The sequence below is a fragment of the Arthrobacter sp. TE26545 genome (assembly GCF_056279005.1).
The window spans coordinates 1,682,340-1,700,908 of sequence record NZ_JBWBQM010000001.1 but is presented as its reverse complement, the minus strand read 5'-3'; the positions used below and the strand labels follow the sequence as shown (position 1 = coordinate 1,700,908).

Here is an 18,569-nt window from a genome sequence, read left to right as displayed (position 1 = left end):
TCGCCTTCGTCGCACAGGCGACGAACCAGAGCCGGGAAGCTATCGCCGACAGGATGACACTGCCGCACCGTCTCCGGGTTCCGAACCCAACCGCCGATCAGACAGAAGTCATGTAGAACAACCCCTGCCCGACCATGAAGAAGCAAGATCGCAAACCCTCGGCATCCCAAGAAAGCCAGGCACAGCCGGAGACGAAAAAAGGCCCCCGAAGGGGCCCTTTTCGTGAACATACTGTCCACACTCAGCGGCCAACCGGCCCCTGAACTGGGAAACACGTACCCGAGATGGGACTCGAACGGGATTCCGGGCCTTGTTATTACTGGGAAGAGGCGGAAACCTACGGAATCCGGGCCAATTCGATGGCTGTACGACCAAGTCTGAGGTGAAAAGTGTGGACATTGTTCACACTCCTTTTTTTGCCCAGTCGCGACCACCGGCGCCATCCGCTCCGGCCGCCGAGCCGCCGATGAAATCCTCGAGAACCTCTCGTAACCGGCGCTCACATCCGTCCGGACGGGGCGTGGGCTGTTCCTTCCGTCCCAGGTCAAATCCTCGGCCCAAATGGGATACTAAGCTATGGTTTTTTCCTCGGGCAGGGGCACTCCGGGTGTGGTGGCAGTGGTCGGTGCGACCGGCCGGCAGGGATCGGCCGTGGTCCGCCACCTCCTCAAAGACGGGTGGCAGGTGCGTGCCCTGACCCGAAATCCGTCCAGCGACGCTTCACAGGCCCTGCGCGCGCTCGGCGCTGAGGTTCAGCAAGCGAACACCGAGGATCCCGGCTCTCTTCGGACACCGTTCGAAGGGGCCTACGGGCTTTTCAACGTCCAGAATCCCATGACCAGTGGAATCGACGCCGAAGTCCGGCAAGGAAGCAACGTGGCGGAGGCCGCAGCTGAAGCGGGCATACGCCACGTGGTGTACGGGGCGGCAGGAGTCAGCGACCAGCCGACAGGCGTCGGCTCCTGGGACTCGAAGCTGGTCATCGCCCGGCGCTTTCGCGAACTCGGACTGCCGCTCACCGTGCTCCGGCCAATGGCGTTCATGGAACTGATGACGGACAAAGGTTTCTACCCACAGTTTTCCACCTGGCACCTGATGCCAAAGCTGATGGGCCCGACCCGGCCGGTGGGCTGGCTGTGCGTTGACGATCTGGGTGGCATCGCCGCCCGGATGTTCACCGACCCCGAACGGTGGAGCGGCGCGGTGCTGGGACTGGCATCCGACGTGCGGTCAATAGACGAGTGCCGCATCCTGTGGCAGGAGCGGACCGGACGAAAGCCCCGTGGGTTGCCGATGCCGGAGAAGCTGTTTGAACGGTTCGTGGGGAAGGACCTCACCACCATGTGGCGATGGCTGCGGACCGGGCAGTTCGACATGAGTACGCAGGCAACGCGCGAGGTCCTGCCGGAGGCCCGGACCATTAAGGAATGGTTGATATAACGGCCAAAGTGAGCGGTGCTGAGCAGCACCGGACCGCGGAGACTGCGGGGCTGCCGCTTGGCCTACCTGCTGGGAGCGAAAGCGAGGAGTGATTCGACGGCGATCAGCCGAGCGCGAAAAAGCAGCCTCAAGTGTGGACAATGCCCACACGACCCTTGGCAGGACAAATGAGCCTGCGGATTCAGGGATCCTGACGGCTCGGAGCTGCCGGAATAGAAAAAGTTCATAACCTCAGCGCCTCAAATCCGTAAGGTCGGCACAGGCTTTTGCTGCCGGAGGCGTCGGGTACGAGGCCTGACGGGGTCCTGGCGCGTCGCGAATTGATATGATTGACGTCTCAATCCGAGCGAATTGGATATTTCTCCTTACTCAACCTTCCTGCCTACTCTTGAACCATCGGCGGCGGCGTGCGCGAGCCGGGATCGGCATCCGAGGAGGCTCCGATGGAGACGAGGTACCTGCGTTATTTCATCGCAGTGGCGGAGGAGAAGCATTTCGGCCGAGCCGCTCAGCGCCTTCACATGGCCCAGCCGCCGCTGTCCCAGCAGATCAAGCAGCTCGAGGAGCAGCTGGGCACGCCGCTCTTCCAGCGCACCACGCGCAAGGTCGAGCTCACGCCGGCCGGCGAGCTCCTGCTCGACAGAGGTCGGCGCATCCTCCAGGACCTCGAAGAACTCGAGTCCGATGTGGCCCAAGTCGGGGCCGGCGCGGCGGGGGTCGTGCGCATCGGACTGTCGGGTTCCGCGACCTACCGCCTCCTGCCGCCCCTCGTCCAGAACGTCCGCCGCGAGCTCCCGGGCCTCAAGCTCACCGTTCATGGCGAGATGCTCACCCCGCAGATGGTGGCAGACCTCGAGGAGGGCAGGCTCGACGTCGCCGTCCTCCGCCCGCCTGTGAACTCGCCAGAGATCGCGCTTGCCTTCCTCGAACAGGATCGACTGGTCGCGGCGCTCCCCGCTGCATCCCCGTGGGCGGAGCACGCCCAGATCGATCTCGCAGAGCTCGCTGACGAGGCCTTCGTCGGCTACCCGACAGACTCGGTGGTCACCCGCATCTTCCGAGAGGCCTGCCGGAACGAGGGATTCACCCCGAACGTCGTGCAGGAAGCAGCGGAAACTTCCACGCTCCTCTCGCTCGTCGCGGCAGGCATGGGCGTCGCCCTCGTCCCCATGACATCTCACATGTTCACGTTCCAAGGCATCGTCTTTCGCCCGATCCGGAACGCGCCACTCGTCGATCTCGCCGTCGCGTGGCGCGTAGGCAGCGAGACGCAGCTTGTGCGCCGCTTCCTCGACCTCTTCGACACCGTCCCCGAACCTCATGCCCGACACGGCGGGCGACCAGTCGCAGTCCTCCGCCCCTCGCACTCAAAGGAAGCCGCCAATGAAGATTGAGCGCATCGAAGCGATCCCGTACTCCATCCCGTACGCGCACCCCCTGCGCTTCGCCAGCGGGGAAGTGCATGCGGCTGATCACGTCCTGGTCCGGATCCACACCGATGACGGACTGGTCGGCATCGCGGACACTCCGCCCCGTCCCTACACCTATGGGGAGACGCAGGCCTCGATCGTCTCGGTCCTAAGCGAGATCTTCGCCCCGCAGCTGATCGGCCTGGACCCACTCGACCGGGAGAAAGCCCAGCGGGTCATGTCGCGGACCGTGAACAACCCCACGGCCAAGGGCGCAGTGGACATCGCCCTGTGGGACCTGGTCGGCAAGTCCCTCGGCGTCCCGGTGCACAAGCTCCTGGGCGGCTACTCCGAACAGATGCGGGTCTCGCACATGCTCGGCTTCCGCCCCGCGTCCGAACTTCTCGAAGAGGCCTTGCGCTTCCGCGAGGAGTATGGCGTCACGACGTTTAAGCTCAAGACCGGCCGCCGCCCGCTCTCCCTCGACGTCGAGGCGGTCCGGGTCCTTCGGGAGGGCCTGGGCGAGGAGGCCGAGATCTACCTCGACGCCAACCGAGGCTGGAGCGCGAACGAAGCTCTGGAGGTGCTGCGCCGCACCGAGGAAATGGGCCTGTCGATGCTCGAGGAGCCCTGCGACGCCGGAGAGGCGCTGAGCCGGCGCCGGCTCGTTCGGCTCTCGCCCATCCCGATCGTGGGCGACGAGTCCGTCCCCACGCCAGGGGACGTCGCCCGCGAGCTCATCTCCGGAGGCTGCACGGCCGTGTGCATCAAAACTGCCCGCAGCGGCTTCACCCAAGCACAGGACATCCTGGCCCTGTGCACCGGCCTGGGCGTCGACGTGACCATGGGCAACCAGATCGACACCCAGATCGGCAGCCTCGCCACCGTCACCTTCGGCGCCTCGCACGAGGCCAGCCAGCGCCGGGCCGGGGAGCTCTCGAACTTCCTGGACATGGCCGACGACCTCATCGCCGAGCCGATCGAGATCCGCGACGGCGCTATCCGCGTCCGCGAGGCCCCCGGCGTGGGCGCCGAGATCGACGAGGGCAAACTCGCCCACTACCGCCAAGACACCTAAGAAGACTTCGAAGGAGACCCCGTGCTGTTCATGGTCAGGATGGACGTCCACCTGCCGCCCGAGATGTCTCCCGCCCTCGCCGAGGAGATCAAGGAGCGCGAGAAGGCTTACTCCCAATCCCTCCAGCGCGACGGTCGCTGGCGTCACCTTTGGCGAGTGGTGGGCGAATACTCCAACTATTCGGTGTTCGACGTCGCCGGCAACGACGAACTGCACGATCTCCTGTCGGCCCTCCCGCTCTTCCCCTACATGGACATCCACGTCACACCGCTCGCCCACCACCCCTCCGACATTAAATGATTCATACTTCCCTCGTCTCAATCAGGCACAAATAAGTATTTCACTTACATCAATGCCGGGACCTAACGTAGAAATGTCCCCAGGAAAATCGATGGAAGCCATGAATCGAGGGCCGGCACGATGAAGCGCCTACCAGCATCCGGAACCCACCGCGGGTGGGTGAGCGGCCGCGGGGCCGACCATCCTCCCTACGGTGGCCTCCTCCAGCCGGTTGACGGCGCTGGCCGCCCGGCGCGGATGAGGGACGCCTCCCTCGGCGGAGCGGCGGCGCACGAGACCCTTCCCGCGCCTGAAACGAACCACTGGTCCGAGCGGCAGATCTGGCCGGACTGTGTTGATTGATAAATATTCCGAAGGTCTCAATCACAGAGAAATAAGTATTTCCCTCCTAAGAATTCACCGGCCTAACGTAGACATATCCCAACGTGATACACGACACAGGAGTCACCATGAGCGTTGAAACCCCCACCACCCCCTCCGAATCCACTGGCACCGCCGCCGAAGCCGGAGCCGGAGCGACGGCCAGATTCCGGGCAAACAAGACGATCGGCGCAACCTCGAGCCAGGAGCGTGTGGCGCGGCTCGCGGGCAGGGTCATCAAAGCCGTCAACGACACCGTCCTCGAAGAAGAGGTGACCTACGACGAGTACAACGCCCTCAAGGCGTGGCTCATCAAGGTCGGCGAGGACGGCGAATGGCCGCTCTTCCTCGACGTGTGGGTCGAGCACTCGGTCGAGGAGGTCGCGAACGCAAACCGGCACGGCTCGAAGGGCACAATCGAAGGTCCCTACTATGTGCCGAACTCGCCCGCACAGAAGACCCCCGCTGTCCTGCCCATGCGGGACAATGAGCCAGGGACGCCGCTGCTCTTCCAAGGCCAGATCACGAACATCGACGGCGAACCGCTCAAGGACGCCAAAATCGAGATCTGGCACGCGGACGACCTGGGCTTCTACTCCCAGTTCGCCCCCGGTCTGCCCGACTGGAACCTCCGCGGGACCGTCCTCGCCGACGATGACGGGCGTTTCCAGATCAACACAGTCCAACCCGCCCCCTACCAGATCCCCACCGACGGCGCATGCGGGCAGCTCATCGCAGCGGCCGGCTGGCACGCCTGGCGGCCCGCCCACATCCACCTCAAGGTCTCCGCGCCAGGCCACCAGCTCATCACCTCGCAGCTGTACTTCCCCGGAGACCCGCACAACGCCGATGACATCGCCTCTGCCGTCAAGCCCGAGCTCATGCTCGACGTACACGAGCGCGAGGACGGCAGGGGACGAGTGACCACGTACGACTTCCGCCTCGACCCCGAGGACTGAGCCAATGACCGAGCAGCTCAGCATCTCGGCGCCGATCGACAGCCGCGAACTCCGGCACACCTTCGGCACCTTCGCCACGGGCGTCACAGTCGTCACGACCCGCACTCCTGACGGCGTTCCCCACGGCTCAACCGTGAATGCCTTCACGGCCGTCTCCCTCGAGCCCCCGCTCGCGCAAGTGACGCTGACCCGCAGCTCTAAGGCCGCGCAGTACCTCGACGGCGCGCCGTTCGCGATCAACATCCTCTCCGCCGCCCAACGCAACGTCGCCCTCCACTTCGCGGGCAAGCCCATGGACGGCGGCCCCGACTGGGCGCTCGACGGAGGAGTCCCCGTCCTGTGCGGAAACGCTGGCACGCTGGAGTGCCGCCCTTGGAACGTGTACGACGGCGGAGATCACCTCATCGTCATCGGCGAAGTCGTCTCGCTCCAGTACGACCGCACCGCGGAGCCGCTCGTGTTCTACGGCGGCAAGTTCCGGTCCATGGGCGAGCTCATCGACGGGGCGCCCTGGAATCTCTCCGGCGACGGTCCGGAGTGTGGCTGGTTCGCCGGCTCCCGGGCGTTCAAAGCGCTCTACAGCGGCTGACTATCCTCAATCTTCCTTTGACCCCTCATATCCCCAACCCGCCTCTGCATGCCCAGAAAGGACCAGCCATGATGGAGCTCATCGACGAGACCACGGCTACACCCACCACAACGCCGTCCAATTCGAAGCCAACGACCAGGCCCATGACCGGCGACGAGTACATCGATTCGCTCAAAGACGATCGGGAGGTATGGATCTATGGCGAGCGTGTCAAGGACGTCACGACACACCCCGCCTTCCGGAACTCGATCCGTATGGCCGCACGCCTCTACGACGCCCTGCACACTCCCGGCCTGCAGGAGAAGCTCCTTGCCCCGACCGACACCGGCTCCGGCGGGCAGACCATGAGCTACTTCCGAGCCGCCCGCAGCATCGAGGACCTGAAGAAGGACCGCGAGTCGATCGAGACCTGGGCCCGCCTCTCCTACGGCTGGCTCGGACGCTCGCCCGACTACAAGGCCGCGTTCCTCGGCACCCTCGGCGGAATGCCCGACTTCTACGAGCCGTTCAAGGACAACGCCCTGCGCTGGTACCGCGAGTCGCAGGAGAAGGTCCTCTACTGGAACCACGCGATCATCAACCCGCCCGTGGACCGTCACCTCCCGCCAGACCAGGTCGGGGACGTGTTCATGAAGGTCGAGAAGGAAACCGACTCGGGCCTCATCGTCTCGGGGGCCAAGGTCGTCGCGACCGGCTCGGCGATCACGAACTACAACTTCATCGCCCACTACGGTCTGCCGATCAAGCGCAAAGAGTTCGCGCTCATCTGCACGGTGCCCATGGATGCGCCCGGCGTGAAGCTGATCTCCCGCGCTTCGTACTCTCACCAGGCCGCAGTGATGGGAACACCCTTCGACTACCCGCTCTCCTCCCGCTTCGACGAGAACGACTCCGTCTTCGTCTTCGACAAGGTCCTCATCCCCTGGGAGAACGTCTTCGCCTACGGTGACGTCGAGAAGGTCAACAACTTCTTCCCGCAGACCGGGTTCATCAACCGGTTCACGTTCCAAGGCGTCATCCGCCTCGCAACGAAGCTCGACTTCATCGCAGGCCTGCTCATGAAAGCCCTCGAGATGGCCGGGACCAAGGACTTCCGCGGTGTCCAGACCCGCGTCGGCGAGGTGCTCGGCTGGCGCAACATGTTCCGGGCCCTCATCGACGGCATGGTCCACAACCCCGACCCCGGCCCCAACGGGACCGTGCTGCCCAAGCTCGACTACGGCATGGCCTACCGCATGTTCATGGCCATCGGGTACCCGCGGATCAAGGAGATCATCGAACAGGACGTCGCCTCCGGACTTATCTACCTCAACTCGAGTGCACTCGACTTCAAGACCCCCGAGATCCGCCCCTACCTCGACAAGTACGTGCGCGGCTCGGGCGGCATCGAGGCCGTGGACCGAGTGAAGCTCATGAAGCTCCTGTGGGACTCGATCGGCACCGAGTTCGGCGGCCGGCACGAGCTCTACGAGCGCAACTACTCGGGCAACCACGAGAATGTCAAGGCCGAGATGTTCTTCGGCGCGGAGGCCAACGGCACCGCGGACGCCATGAAGGGCTTCGCCGAGCAGTGCATGTCAGAGTACGACCTCGACGGCTGGACCGTTCCCGACCTCATCGGCAACGAGGACGTCAGCCTGTTCATCAAGAACCACCGGAAGTGACCTTCATTCTCGATCGGCTGCGGCATCTGCCTGCTGTCGCACTCGGGCTCCCGGCCGCTGCATACGACCTGCTATGCCGTCCGACTCCCGCAGGGCATACAAGTCAAGGCCGAATGAGCTCGTCCGCGTGGGAAGGCTGGTGGCACGAGGACCTTGCGGAGGGCTGAGCCCCGCGCGGGTGGCCCGGGTTCCGTTTCCGGAATCCGGGCCTCCCCGTATACCCATCCGCTAAGTGTTGCAATCACCGCAAGAACCCACGCCCTCAACGCTACACACCGGGACGTCCCAAAACCCTAGGGATACGAGACGTCTCACCGACCAGACATCCGCGCGGCCGGCCCCATATTCCCGGGAATCGCGCAAGTTCCGTGACGGCCGGCAATTCTCGTAACTATGTGTCGAAACCTTGTGGTTGAATCAGGGTGTTCACTGTCGAACCGGGTTCCGGACCCCGGAAACACAAGGAACTCCGGAAAACATCCCGAGTACGGCCCAGCCCGACCGGTGTAGGACCCGATCCGAAGCCAAACGTGTTGACAGTGTCAACGCCCTCTTGATGAATGAGTGCAGCGCAATCCCCGGCTGCGCTCCCTCGTTGGAAGAGGCAAGGGCACCGGGTGCCTGAGGAGAGTCTTCCAGCGGCAAACAATGGCGGCGGAACGCTCAAACAGGCCGCCCCCACAGGTTTGTAGTCACGCCGAGCGTCAAGCGAACCAAACACGAAGCCGATGGCTCCCGATACTCCCATTGCGCCTTCGACAGCCTCGGCCACCTCGTGGACCTGAACTCTCGCCGCGCCGTAACACGCAGCGGCATCGGCCTCGCCGTACCAGCCGATGCTGATATCCCAGATATCTCCGCCATGGACACTTTCGTTCAGACACTGCTCAACGCCAGATCCGTTGCCTACTCAGTCACCGGCGCCAGCGGCATCTACTTCGCCGAGCTCCTTAACCGCCTCAGAATCGCCGACGAGATCAACGCCAAGGCCACCATCATCGAAAAGGGCTTCATCGCAAATGCCGTCGTCGACGGCCGTGCCGATGTCGGTATCCAGCAGCTCAGTGAACTGCTGTTCGTCCCAGGAGCCCAAATCGCCGGCCCGTTCCCCGCCGAGGTGCAGCAATACACCGAGTTCTCCGCCGCCCTCGCGCTGGAAGCCGTCGAGAACGCTGAAGCGCGCGCCTTCATCGAATTCCTGACGTCCGCAAAGGCCAACGAAGCCTACGGCCAGACCCTCCTCGAAATTCCCGTCGCCTAGCTGTAATAACCACGGCAGTAGGAACATGCGACGTGGTTAGGTAACAAAAAAGACCGCCACTTGGGCACACCTTGCTCGCCGAATGCGCCCAGGCGACTCTGAGGGCACCCCTGAGACCGCCTCCCATGGTGCCCCATAGCGAGATCGCCGAAGTCATGTCGTTGCCCGCTCCCCCGACCCATGAACAGGTGTTGGCCACCCCCGACCAACCCGACACAAACCGGAAAGAGGAATCGCACAAACCCAGCCGTAGCATGCGGAGGGCCTGTGCCCGAGGTGGGACTCGAATTGCATTCGAGCCCCTGAGAATCCGCCACTCCCCCAAAAACATCCCCAATGCGGGCCAGTCCGGCCGATGTACGGCCCAGTCCGACAGACAAGGTGTGCACAATGTGCACACACCCTCTCTTTGACTCCGACGACCCCTCCGAAAGCAGGGCAACGTCGACCGCCGCAGCCGCTGCGATCCGAATATTTGGCGTCGAATAACGACGGACTTAGCCTTCGAACGAAAATCCTGGAACCAAGTGCATCGACTTGCCTCTCTCCGCTAATGATCCTCCCACCGTCCATTGCTGGTCTGGCAGTGCACGACATGACCAGCCCGGCCAGGCAAACCCATCCAGCAGAACTGAAGATTTCCTCCCTGAAGTGGCGCCCTAAGGAACGGCTCCAGCCCTAAGGCTCGGAAATCACCCTTGCGAAGTTAGCCAGCCGCGCCACGTCCGGGTCCGGACCATTGCGCACACCAAGGTCGAGCGCATCGATGCTTGCAAGTTCGTCTGCGCTGAGTTCAAAGTCGAATACGTCGAAATTCTCCACAATGCGTGCAGGATTGGTCGACTTTGGGATGGCAGAGCGGCCCTGTTGCAGGTGCCAACGCAGCATGACCTGGGCTGGGCTCTTTGCGTGGGCTTGGGCTATGGCGGCGATCGCCGGGTCTTCCATCACGTTCTTCTTGCGGTGCTCTCCAAACCCAAGGTAGAAAGTGATGCCACCGATCGGTGACCATGCCTGGGTGAGGATGCCGTTTCTTGCATTCGCTGCCTGAACGGCCGGCTGTGTGAAGTAGGGATGCAGTTCGATCTGGTTGACGGTCGGGACGATGTCGGTCCTCGCGAGTAGTTGCTCTAGGTGGTGCGGCATGAAGTTGCTAACGCCGATCGCCCTCACCCGCCCGTCGCCGAGCAGGGTCTCAAGTGCCTTGTATGCGGCGGTGGTCTTTTCGAAGCGGTCCGGGGCGGGCTGGTGCAGGATGAGCATGTCCAGATAATCGACGCCGAGTTTGGCGGTTGCCTTCTCCCAGGCGTGCAAGGTCTGCTCGTAGCCGTAATCGCTCACCCAGACCTTCGTCTCTATGAACACATCGGATCGGTCGAGGCCGGACCTCCTTATGCCGTCGCCAACTTCCCGCTCATTGTCATATGCGGCCGCGGTGTCAATGTGGCGGTAGCCAGCCGCCAGCGCGGCCTCGACAGCCGCCGTCGTTTGCTCCGGCGGACTCTGGAAGACGCCGAGCCCGAGGGCCGGCATCGTGACGCCATTGTTGAGGGTAAGTTCCATAATCATGACCTTTAGTTTGAAATCGAGGTGGCGATACGAGGTGGGCCGGCCAGTCGCACGAGTGTGGTCCCTAGGGCTGATGTCACAAGACGGCTCCAGTGTCGGCAGGGACACAATCGTCGCGTTCGAAAGTTTCGCCATGCGGGACCATGGAGCTTAGGGCCACGGTGTAGATATCCGGTCCGTGCCGCGTTATGAGAACGCCCAGCCAGCCTTCTTCGAGAGCATGAGCACGAGCCCTCGCCACCGCAGCATTCAGATCTTCATCAATTTGGCCTTGAGTGCTCCCCCTGACGTGGAAATATCGCCCTGGTTCGATCGTGGTAATCATCTGATATCCCTACCAACCGCTCTCGGCCAAGCGGTAGGGGTTCGATTTCATCGGCGTTGATGTCGACCATATGGCAGCGGCATCAACGTCGATTCGGGCCCGATCGACGTTGACAACGTCCATGATGAGGGCGCCCTTGAGCATCTCAGCCGTGTCCCGCTTCACGCGGCTGCTGCCCGTGAGGAGGGTGGACGAGCTACCTGTCATGTTGCTCTCTCTTTCTAGCTAGGTGATTCATGACTTTTCTATCCAGGTTTGCCCGAGTCCTGATCGGTGCATCCGCGGTATTTCGGGGATCGGTATATTCGCTGCTTGCCAGACCGAAGACAACAAAGGACGAACTCTGCCGCGCTTCACTAGCCCTGTCGATGGGGATGGGTGGAGGTTAGATTTTGCTCCCACCCTTATCGCTGGCCCCGTCAGGCTGGCGACTATTGCGACATCTGGGGAAGGCCATGAAACGCATCGCCGAAGTCTGGAAGAAATTTCGGCTATGGACTTAGGGCGTGGCCCGCCGGGCGACGTTGTAAAAACGGATGTTTTGGTACTCTTCGAGTCCTTCGGAGCTGCCTTCGCGTCCGAGCCCGGATTGCTTGATGCCTCCGAACGGGGCGGTGGCGTTGGATGGCACTCCCTGATTGATACCTACGATTCCCGTTTCGAGTCTGTCGGCGACGTTGAATGCGCGGTCCAGATTCTCGGTGAAGAGATAGCCCGCCAGACCGAACTCTGTTGCGTTGGCCCGGGTAATGACTTCTGCCTCAGAACTAAACCGCTGAATCGCTGCAATCGGTCCAAAGATCTCCGATGTGGCGACGTCCGATTCTTCCGGGACCCGGTCGAGCAGTGTCGGAGCGAAGAAGTGCCCCGCCGCGGCGTATGCGTGACCACCCGTAACCAGCTCGGCACCCAGATCGAGGGCATTGCGGGTGAAGGCCTTCATCTGGTTTACCGCTCGGTTGTCGATCAACGCGCCGAGCAGGGTGCCGTTGCCAAGCCCGCTTCCGACAGTGACCTGCTCGAACCGTTCTGCGAGGGCGGCGACGAAGTCATCCGCGATGCCGTCCTGAACATATATTCGGTTGGCACCAATACAGGACTGCCCGCCGTTTCGGAGTTTTGCTGCAAACGTCCCGTCGACGGCACGCTGCAAGTCTGCGTCATCGAAGACAATGAGTGGCGCGTTTCCGCCCAGTTCCATGGAACTTCGAAGCACGTTTCGCGAGGCCAACTGCAGCAGCTGACGTCCGACAGGGGTTGATCCGGTGAACGAAACCTTCCGGACTCTCGAGTCGCTGAGAACTGCTTCGCTGAACGCCTTGGAATCTGAGGTGTTGATGACCTGCACCAGGTCTTCGGGTACGCCTGCTTCAACAGCCAGCTTGACGGCGAAATACGTCGTCAGCGGAGTAAGGGTCGCTGGTTTGATCACTGCCGGGCACCCAGCCGCAAGAGCGGGGGCAATCTTTCGTGTCGCCATCGCCAGCGGGAAGTTCCACGGAGTAATCAGCACTGCCAGTCCCACGGGGGAACGGCGGGTCAGAATGTTGGCCGCACCGTCGGGTGATTCACGGAAGCTGCCCGCTGGCCGCACGGATTCCTCCGCGTACCAGCGCACGAAGTCCGTCCCGTATTTGACCTCGCCCCGGGCCTCAGCGAGCGGTTTGCCCATCTCCCGGGAAATCAGGTGAGCGAACTCCTCTGCGTGGTCAATCAATTTGCCATACCAGGCATGGAGCACGTCGGCACGCTGGCGGGACGTGGTCCGGGCCCAGGCGTTGCCGGCACGGTCTGCCTCACTGACAGCTATCAGAGCCTTTTCCGCGTCATCGTCCCGTACGTGGGCTATCGTCTCCCCTGTGGCAGGATCATGCACGGCAATTCCGTGCGCGGGGAGGGCCAGGCTACCAATGACCCGGTCGGCTTCTTGGACGCTTCCCGCGTCCGGACTGATCAACTCCGTCACGGTCTCGAATGTCGTACTCAACGGCTTTCCTCCTTGGTTTGGGGGCGGACATGATTATTGGCTGTGATTCCGCTGATGCAGTGTTCTGCAAGGGTCGTGCAGCCGGACGTGAGGTAGGCGAGACTAGCAAGCAGGGTCTGCGCGATGATTGGCTTGAAGACGCTGGATTTCCCCTGTCCTTCGTCCGCCATCGCCATCGTCAGATCGTTTCCGACGACCTTGAAAGCGAGCTGATTGACGGCTTCGGGAATGGCGGGATTGATATCCGCCAGCCCCGTCCAAGATCTGGAGGAGAGTAGCCGAAGGTTGCTGCATATTCCTGAGAGCCTGATTGCAGTTCGCTTGAGCGCCCCCGAGACGAGTACGAAGGCACTGCAGTCTTCGTACTCCTCCGGGTCAGCGCCGGCTGTTTCAAGGGGCAGGCCGGTAATCTGCCGCAAATGAGCTAATGCATATTCTTGGTGTGTATTGGCGCCGGTCGCAATGGCTGCCTCTCCGAGGCTGAACTGATGGACTGGGACGAGCGCTTCCCGGATGCTTCGTTCGTCCTCGTTCACCAAAGCCGCGTACATCGTGAACTCCTGCGCCAGCGTCATAGGTAGCGGATCCTGTACCGCTGTTCGGCTGATCGTGGCGACGCCCTCGAACTCCAGGGCCTTCCGGGCCAGTTGCCCGCGGAGAAATGCCATCGCCTGGAGGAGCTCGCGGCCGCTAATGATGGCCGCTATCTGGACAGCCATGGCATAGACCTTGGTCGTGGACTGCCCCATACTCACGTCGCACAGCGGGTGGATGAACTCATACGCGCCGCGATTGCGGCCAAGAATCTCGAGGGCGCGGTTGGCTATCACCTCGTTCACATTCATGACCGAGGGTGACCCGGCTCCGCCCTGGATGACATCGACGACGAACTGGTCAAGAAGGTGGCCCTGCTCAATCTCTCGGCAGGCCTGGACGATGGCGTCCTTCTTTTCCTCACTGATCAGGCCAAGGTCCGAGTTCCCGAGCACGGCAGCCCGCTTGACTAGGGCAAGCGCCTTCACCAGCGCCGGGTACGACGAGAGCCGGATGCCGGTGACCGGAATGTTCTGGAGTGCGCGAAGCGTGTGCATTCCCCAGTAAGCATCCGAGGGAATCTCCCCGGCCCCGGTCAAATCCTTCTCGACCCTACTTCTGCCGGGGGTAAATTTCTGTTTCATCACGTCCTATCGCCTCACAACGGCGGTCTCGACATGTGCCGCGGGTGAAAGGGAACAATCGTCGTCCTGCTCACATCCACCGACACAACAGCAGACTGGCTTCGCAGCCCGCTGGCGATCGCCTCGATGCGGCCAGACTCTTCGACGTGAACCCGCAGGAGCAGGGAACGGTCGTCCTGAAGGACTTCCGCGGTAACGATCTCAGGGATGTAGTCCAGAGAGCGCATGAGGTCCGCGCCTGTGCGTGTGTGGTCTTGAACCACTCTGATCACGGCAGAGGTCGGGCGCAGAGCAGGGACCGGGTAGCCCCGCACGAGGGTGTAGCCCCCTATGTGGCCCGCCTTCTCCAGTTCGGCAATACGACTCGCGCATTCTTCTGGGCTGGCCCCGATCCGAACGGCGACGGCATCTGCCGTAAGCCGCGAATCCGCCTCTAGTTCGCGGAGTATCGCATCATCAATATGGTCAAGAGGGGCCGGTACCGTGCTCTTGACATCGGCACACTCCCTGGAGTCGTTGGGGTACCGGGAGCATTCCAGGTCCCGCCGTGATCTCTCGGCAGTAAGTTCTGACATTTCACTCCAGTGCTTCGATATCGCTTCGCCTATGAGGCGATCGTCACGGCCTTCGGCCGTGTCATTTCCTCGTAGGCGTGCCTGACCCCTTGGGCGGGCAAGCTAGAAGGCGGTGTATCCGCCGTCGACGGGCAGGGTGGCCCCGGTGATGTAGGAGGACTCGGGGGATGCGAGGAAGAGGACGGCGTCTGCGATCTCTTCGGGCGTGGCGAGGCGCTGAAGAGGAATCTGGCCCTCACGCTGCCGGCGGTAGGCCTCGGGGTCTTCCCTGCGCTGGATGGAGGCTTCAATGATCGGAGTGGCAGTCAGGCCCGGTGCGACGACGTTGACCCGGATGTTCCGCTCAGCCCACTCGATCGCGGCGCCCTTGGCGAGCATGATCAGCCCGCCCTTGGCCGCGGAGTAAAGGACCTGGTCTGCCATGCCGACCATGCCAAGGCGTGAGCTGACGAGGACGAACGAACCGCCCGTAGCGGGCATGAGCGGCGCGAAGTGCTTCAACACCAGGAACGAGCTCAGCAGGTTGCTGTGGAGCGTGTTCTTCGCGTCCTCGTAGGACATCTCGGTCAGCGGGCTGACGACCTGGAGACCGTGGTTGAGCACGACGGCGTCGACGGTGCCGAAGCTTTCGGCTGCTTCGCGGGCCAGGTGTTCTACGAAGGCCTCGTCGTTAAGGTCTCCTGGGACGTAGGCGTCCTCCGGCTGGACACTGTCGATCTGCTCTTTGCGCCCGGTAAGCAGCAGGCGTGCCCCTTCGCGGCGGAAGTGGGAGCACACGGCTTGGCCGATCCCGCTGTTGGCGCCCGTGACCAGGGCAGTGGCTTTATGGAGTCTCAAGACAGACCTTCCTTCATGGCTAGTAAGGAGTGGGGTTGCCGGCACCGGGGCGGGGACCCCCCCGCCCCGTGCCGTTAGTTGTTGAATCCGCGGGCGTCGACGGCCCAGCGTTCGAGGGACGTCCCGGTGCTGTCGGTGACGATGTATTCCTCGAAATTGACCACCACCGGGCAGACGTGGTTGGGCACCACGGGAACCACGGTCCCGACGCTCGGACGGAAGTCCCCGTCGGGGAGCGGGAGGAATCCGTGGTACTCGTTGAGCTTGGACAGCACCGCGTTGGTACCGGCGATGCCGCTGTAGCCGAGTTCGGGGGTGCCTTCGCGGCCGATGGCTTTGGTGCCGATGTCGAGGATGACCTGGCCGGGGACCCGGTCGCTAACTACTGTGCCGGCGACGAACAGCGCGATCTGGTCCTCCGTGCAGGCCCCGAGCCGGGCGTTGCCCAGGTCCTTGAACACGTATTCGCCGGGACGGATTTCGGTGATCACGCTGTTGGTGGCGAACTCCACGGTGGGTGTCGAGCCGGCACTGACCACCTCCGGGGTGATGCCTACCGCCTCGAGACTGCGCACCGCGGCCTTGAGGGCGGCCTCCTGGTCCTGCGCGGCACGCTCGCGGGCGTCGGGGCCAGCGCGGCACGCTCGCGGGCGTCGGGGCCAGCGCTGCCGTGGCCCGGGTAGGTGAACACACCCGCCGGCACGAGGCCCCGCTTGCGGGCGGCGGCCGCGAGCTCGCCCGCAGCCTCCGGAGCCACACCGGAGCGGCGCGCGCCGCAGTCGACCTCGACCACGACCCCCAGCCGTCCGGCGTCGTCGCCCATTGCGTCGGCGAGGGCGTCGATGGCCACGAGGTTGTCGACGCCGATCCGCAATCGAATCGTCTCGGCCAGCTTGCGGATCCGCGGGCCCTTGGTCCCGGCGGTCCAGACCGGGTACGCGATGAAGATGTCGTCAAACCCGGCCGCGGCGAAGACCTCGACCTCACCAACGTTGCCCGCGGTGATTCCGACGGCTCCTGCCTTGATCTGGCGGCGGCCGATCTCCACGCATTTGTGCGTCTTGACATGCGGCCGGACCTGGAGGCCCTGCCGGTCGGCGAAGGCCTGCATCCGGTCAATGTTTTCCTGCATCACGTCGGCAAGGATGATGGGGGCCGGGGTGTCGATTCGCTCGACGAGGGCGTCGAGCGCCCGTTGAAGGGTGTTCACACTGTACTCCTGTTTGTTCGGTTCGGCGCGGTTCTACGCCGCAGTGCAGATCATTTGGATCTCGACAGGAGAGACGCGCGGCAGCCCGGCAACACCAATCGCGGTGCGGGCATGCCCCCCCGTTCTCACCCAGCACCTCGATGAGCAATTCACTGGCGGCTTCGGCGACCCGCGACTGCAAACCGAAGTCCGGGGTGCTGGCCACGAAGACCAGCATCTGCACGATCCGTACCCGCTCCAGGTCTCCAACCGCCTGCACAGCGGCAGCAAGGCAATTGAGCACAGCATGGCGAGCAAGCTCCCGCGCCGTCTCCACGTCCACGTCCCGGCCAAGAATGCCCTGACCCAGCAACTCGCCATCCTTGTACGGCAGCTGGCCCGAAATATGGATGCTCTCCCCCACCGCCCGGTGGTCCACGTAGTACGGGTTACCGGCGAGGACCGGTAGCTTCAGGCCGAGGGCACGGAGCCGATCCAAGGCCGAATCGGTCGTTTCGCGTTCCGGTACCTGCGATGTGCCGGCAACCTTCTGCAGTTCTGTTGTCATTGTCACGGAGTCTTTCTTCGCCTGTCGATTGTCGACATGAACGAATACATGCGGGTCTGGCACATTAGCGCCAAACGGGCGTACGAAAGGATGCTGGCCAAAATTGGATTGTTAGGCCTTCGTCGGCTGTGCCTGCCTTAGGCGTGGATCAAGCTGTGAACCTTTGCGGACGAAGGAAGTCGAGGTTGTCGTAATTTTCCTTGCCGAGCGCCTCCTGGGCGGCGATTTGCCCGTAACCGGTAGCCATTTTGAAGCCACCGCCGGAGAAACCGGTGGCGCAGTAAACTCGGCCGCCGGGGCTGATTTTGCCCAGAAGCGGCTTCCGGTCGCTGGTGAAGAGGTCAGGGAACGCGTCGGAGCGGACAATGTTCGGGTACAGGCCAGGGAAAAACTCGCTCACCGTCTCCATCGTCTCTGCGATTTCCTCTGAGGTGAGTTCCCTGGCTACGGCACCGGGGCGTTCGGCAGGAGTTGGGCGCATATCCAGCGTTGCCTTGACCGTCACCCCGTCGACGGCGGGCGCGCCGTACATGGAGTGGTCTCCTGAGAGCCGGACGAAGATCGGGAACCGTTCCGGGGAGAAGAGCGCGGGTTCCTTCGCGACGAACCAGGTGAGAAAGACCCTGTAGGGCTGAGTCTGTGCCAGCAGCGGTTCCGGCAGGAGCTTCCGCGACCATCCGCCGGAGCAGACGATCACGTTCTCAAACGTCCACGACTGGTCCCCGGAGGTCACGACGACGCCGTCCGCGGTTTCCCTGATCCCATCGATCGGGGTGTTGTTGTGTACGGTCGCCCCGTTGGCCTGGGCTGCGGCAATCGCAGCGGTGACGGAGCGATCGGTCCGCAGCGCGCCACCGTTGGGATCGAACACCGCGACGTCGTCCTCGCGGAGGTTGTGCTGCGGGTAACGCTCTGCCATCTGATCCCGCGACAGAAGCTCGTGGGAGGTTCCAGTTGCTCGGACGGACTCGAGCAGTTGCTGGATATATCCGCCGTTCTCGGTGCCGATGTAGAGCCCACCGCAGCGGATGAGGATGTCTTGACCGGTTTCGGCTTCAAGTTCAGCCCAAAGCCGCTCGGATTGCTGCAGCAGCGGATCAAAGCGGGGGTCCAGGTGGAGCCTGCGGAACAGGCGGGTGTCCCCGCCCACGGCGCTGCGGCCGTGGGCGGGGGTTTGTGCTTCGAAGCCGACCACGGAGTCCGTGAGGCGGGCGGCCTGCCACAGGGCCATGCTTCCGATGGCGCCAAGACCGATGACGGCCAGTTTTCCATCTGTCATTT

17 protein-coding genes and 2 pseudogenes are annotated in these 18,569 nt (G+C 63.1%); 8 read left to right on the top strand and 11 right to left on the bottom strand.

The window, feature by feature from the left end; translation table 11 throughout:
* Positions 1-576: 576 nt before the first annotated feature.
* The 8 genes from ACZ9CK_RS07585 (at position 577) to ACZ9CK_RS07550 (ending at position 9,060) form a co-directional block, all read left to right on the top strand.
* Entirely contained in the window at positions 577-1,440 is an 864-nt protein-coding gene (locus ACZ9CK_RS07585; protein ID WP_476049649.1) for an NmrA/HSCARG family protein, read from the top strand.
* Positions 1,441-1,883: 443 nt separating this feature from the next.
* Positions 1,884-2,834 carry a LysR substrate-binding domain-containing protein gene (locus ACZ9CK_RS07580; protein WP_426303189.1) on the top strand — a complete coding sequence of 317 codons (951 nt, stop codon included), beginning with the start codon at positions 1,884-1,886 and terminating at the stop codon, positions 2,832-2,834.
* Positions 2,824-3,927: a mandelate racemase/muconate lactonizing enzyme family protein gene (locus ACZ9CK_RS07575; RefSeq protein ID WP_426303188.1), complete on the top strand. Its 1,104-nt coding sequence runs from the start codon at positions 2,824-2,826 to the stop codon at positions 3,925-3,927. The genes ACZ9CK_RS07580 and ACZ9CK_RS07575 overlap by 11 nt, the downstream gene beginning before the upstream one ends.
* Before the next feature lie 21 nt (positions 3,928-3,948).
* A complete protein-coding gene (gene catC, locus ACZ9CK_RS07570) occupies positions 3,949-4,227 on the top strand; it encodes a muconolactone Delta-isomerase (RefSeq protein ID WP_426303187.1) in 279 nt (92 codons plus the stop codon).
* Between the two features lie 449 nt (positions 4,228-4,676).
* On the top strand, positions 4,677-5,546 hold the full coding sequence (gene catA / locus ACZ9CK_RS07565) for a catechol 1,2-dioxygenase (protein WP_476049648.1): 870 nt from the start codon (positions 4,677-4,679) through the stop codon (positions 5,544-5,546).
* Positions 5,547-5,550: 4 nt separating this feature from the next.
* Entirely contained in the window at positions 5,551-6,135 is a 585-nt protein-coding gene (locus ACZ9CK_RS07560) for a flavin reductase family protein (RefSeq protein ID WP_476049647.1), read from the top strand.
* A gap of 68 nt (positions 6,136-6,203) precedes the next feature.
* Positions 6,204-7,799, top strand: a complete 1,596-nt coding sequence (locus ACZ9CK_RS07555; RefSeq protein ID WP_426303184.1) for a 4-hydroxyphenylacetate 3-hydroxylase family protein — start codon at positions 6,204-6,206, stop codon at positions 7,797-7,799.
* Between the two features lie 775 nt (positions 7,800-8,574).
* Entirely contained in the window at positions 8,575-9,060 is a 486-nt protein-coding gene (locus tag ACZ9CK_RS07550) for a substrate-binding domain-containing protein (RefSeq protein ID WP_476049646.1), read from the top strand.
* Positions 9,061-9,738: 678 nt separating this feature from the next.
* Here ACZ9CK_RS07550 and ACZ9CK_RS07545 read toward each other — a convergent pair.
* The 11 genes and pseudogenes from ACZ9CK_RS07545 to ACZ9CK_RS07495 all read right to left on the bottom strand — a co-directional run bounded on the left by ACZ9CK_RS07545 (position 9,739) and on the right by ACZ9CK_RS07495 (position 18,567).
* The gene (locus ACZ9CK_RS07545; RefSeq protein ID WP_476049645.1) at positions 9,739-10,623 is read right to left on the bottom strand and encodes an aldo/keto reductase; all 885 of its coding nucleotides are present in this window, start codon (positions 10,621-10,623) and stop codon (positions 9,739-9,741) included.
* Between the two features lie 400 nt (positions 10,624-11,023).
* Positions 11,024-11,161, bottom strand: a pseudogene (locus ACZ9CK_RS07540) (pyridoxal 5'-phosphate synthase lyase subunit PdxS); the annotation flags it as partial.
* Between the two features lie 292 nt (positions 11,162-11,453).
* Positions 11,454-12,941 carry an NAD-dependent succinate-semialdehyde dehydrogenase gene (locus ACZ9CK_RS07535; RefSeq protein WP_426303183.1) on the bottom strand — a complete coding sequence of 496 codons (1,488 nt, stop codon included), beginning with the start codon at positions 12,939-12,941 and terminating at the stop codon, positions 11,454-11,456.
* Positions 12,938-14,119: a lyase family protein gene (locus ACZ9CK_RS07530; RefSeq protein ID WP_476049644.1), complete on the bottom strand. Its 1,182-nt coding sequence runs from the start codon at positions 14,117-14,119 to the stop codon at positions 12,938-12,940. The genes ACZ9CK_RS07535 and ACZ9CK_RS07530 overlap by 4 nt, the downstream gene beginning before the upstream one ends.
* Positions 14,120-14,133: 14 nt before the next feature.
* Positions 14,134-14,346, bottom strand: coding sequence for a hypothetical protein (locus tag ACZ9CK_RS07525; protein ID WP_476050936.1), 213 nt, complete (start codon positions 14,344-14,346; stop codon positions 14,134-14,136).
* A 120-nt stretch (positions 14,347-14,466) separates the two neighbouring features.
* Positions 14,467-14,694 (bottom strand): annotated as a pseudogene (locus ACZ9CK_RS07520) (AsnC family transcriptional regulator); the annotation flags it as partial.
* Positions 14,695-14,796: 102 nt separating this feature from the next.
* On the bottom strand, positions 14,797-15,531 hold the full coding sequence (locus tag ACZ9CK_RS07515) for an SDR family NAD(P)-dependent oxidoreductase (protein ID WP_426303181.1): 735 nt from the start codon (positions 15,529-15,531) through the stop codon (positions 14,797-14,799).
* Positions 15,532-15,605: 74 nt separating this feature from the next.
* Complete coding sequence (locus ACZ9CK_RS07510; RefSeq protein ID WP_476049643.1) at positions 15,606-16,106, bottom strand: type III PLP-dependent enzyme domain-containing protein; 501 nt, start codon at positions 16,104-16,106, stop codon at positions 15,606-15,608.
* Positions 16,085-16,741: an alanine racemase gene (locus ACZ9CK_RS07505; RefSeq protein WP_476049642.1), complete on the bottom strand. Its 657-nt coding sequence runs from the start codon at positions 16,739-16,741 to the stop codon at positions 16,085-16,087. The genes ACZ9CK_RS07510 and ACZ9CK_RS07505 overlap by 22 nt, the downstream gene beginning before the upstream one ends.
* Entirely contained in the window at positions 16,647-17,288 is a 642-nt protein-coding gene (locus ACZ9CK_RS07500; RefSeq protein WP_476049641.1) for a RidA family protein, read from the bottom strand. Before ACZ9CK_RS07500 ends, ACZ9CK_RS07505 begins: the two co-directional genes overlap by 95 nt.
* Before the next feature lie 148 nt (positions 17,289-17,436).
* On the bottom strand, positions 17,437-18,567 hold the full coding sequence (locus ACZ9CK_RS07495) for an FAD-dependent oxidoreductase (protein WP_476049640.1): 1,131 nt from the start codon (positions 18,565-18,567) through the stop codon (positions 17,437-17,439).
* Positions 18,568-18,569: the final 2 nt, after the last annotated feature.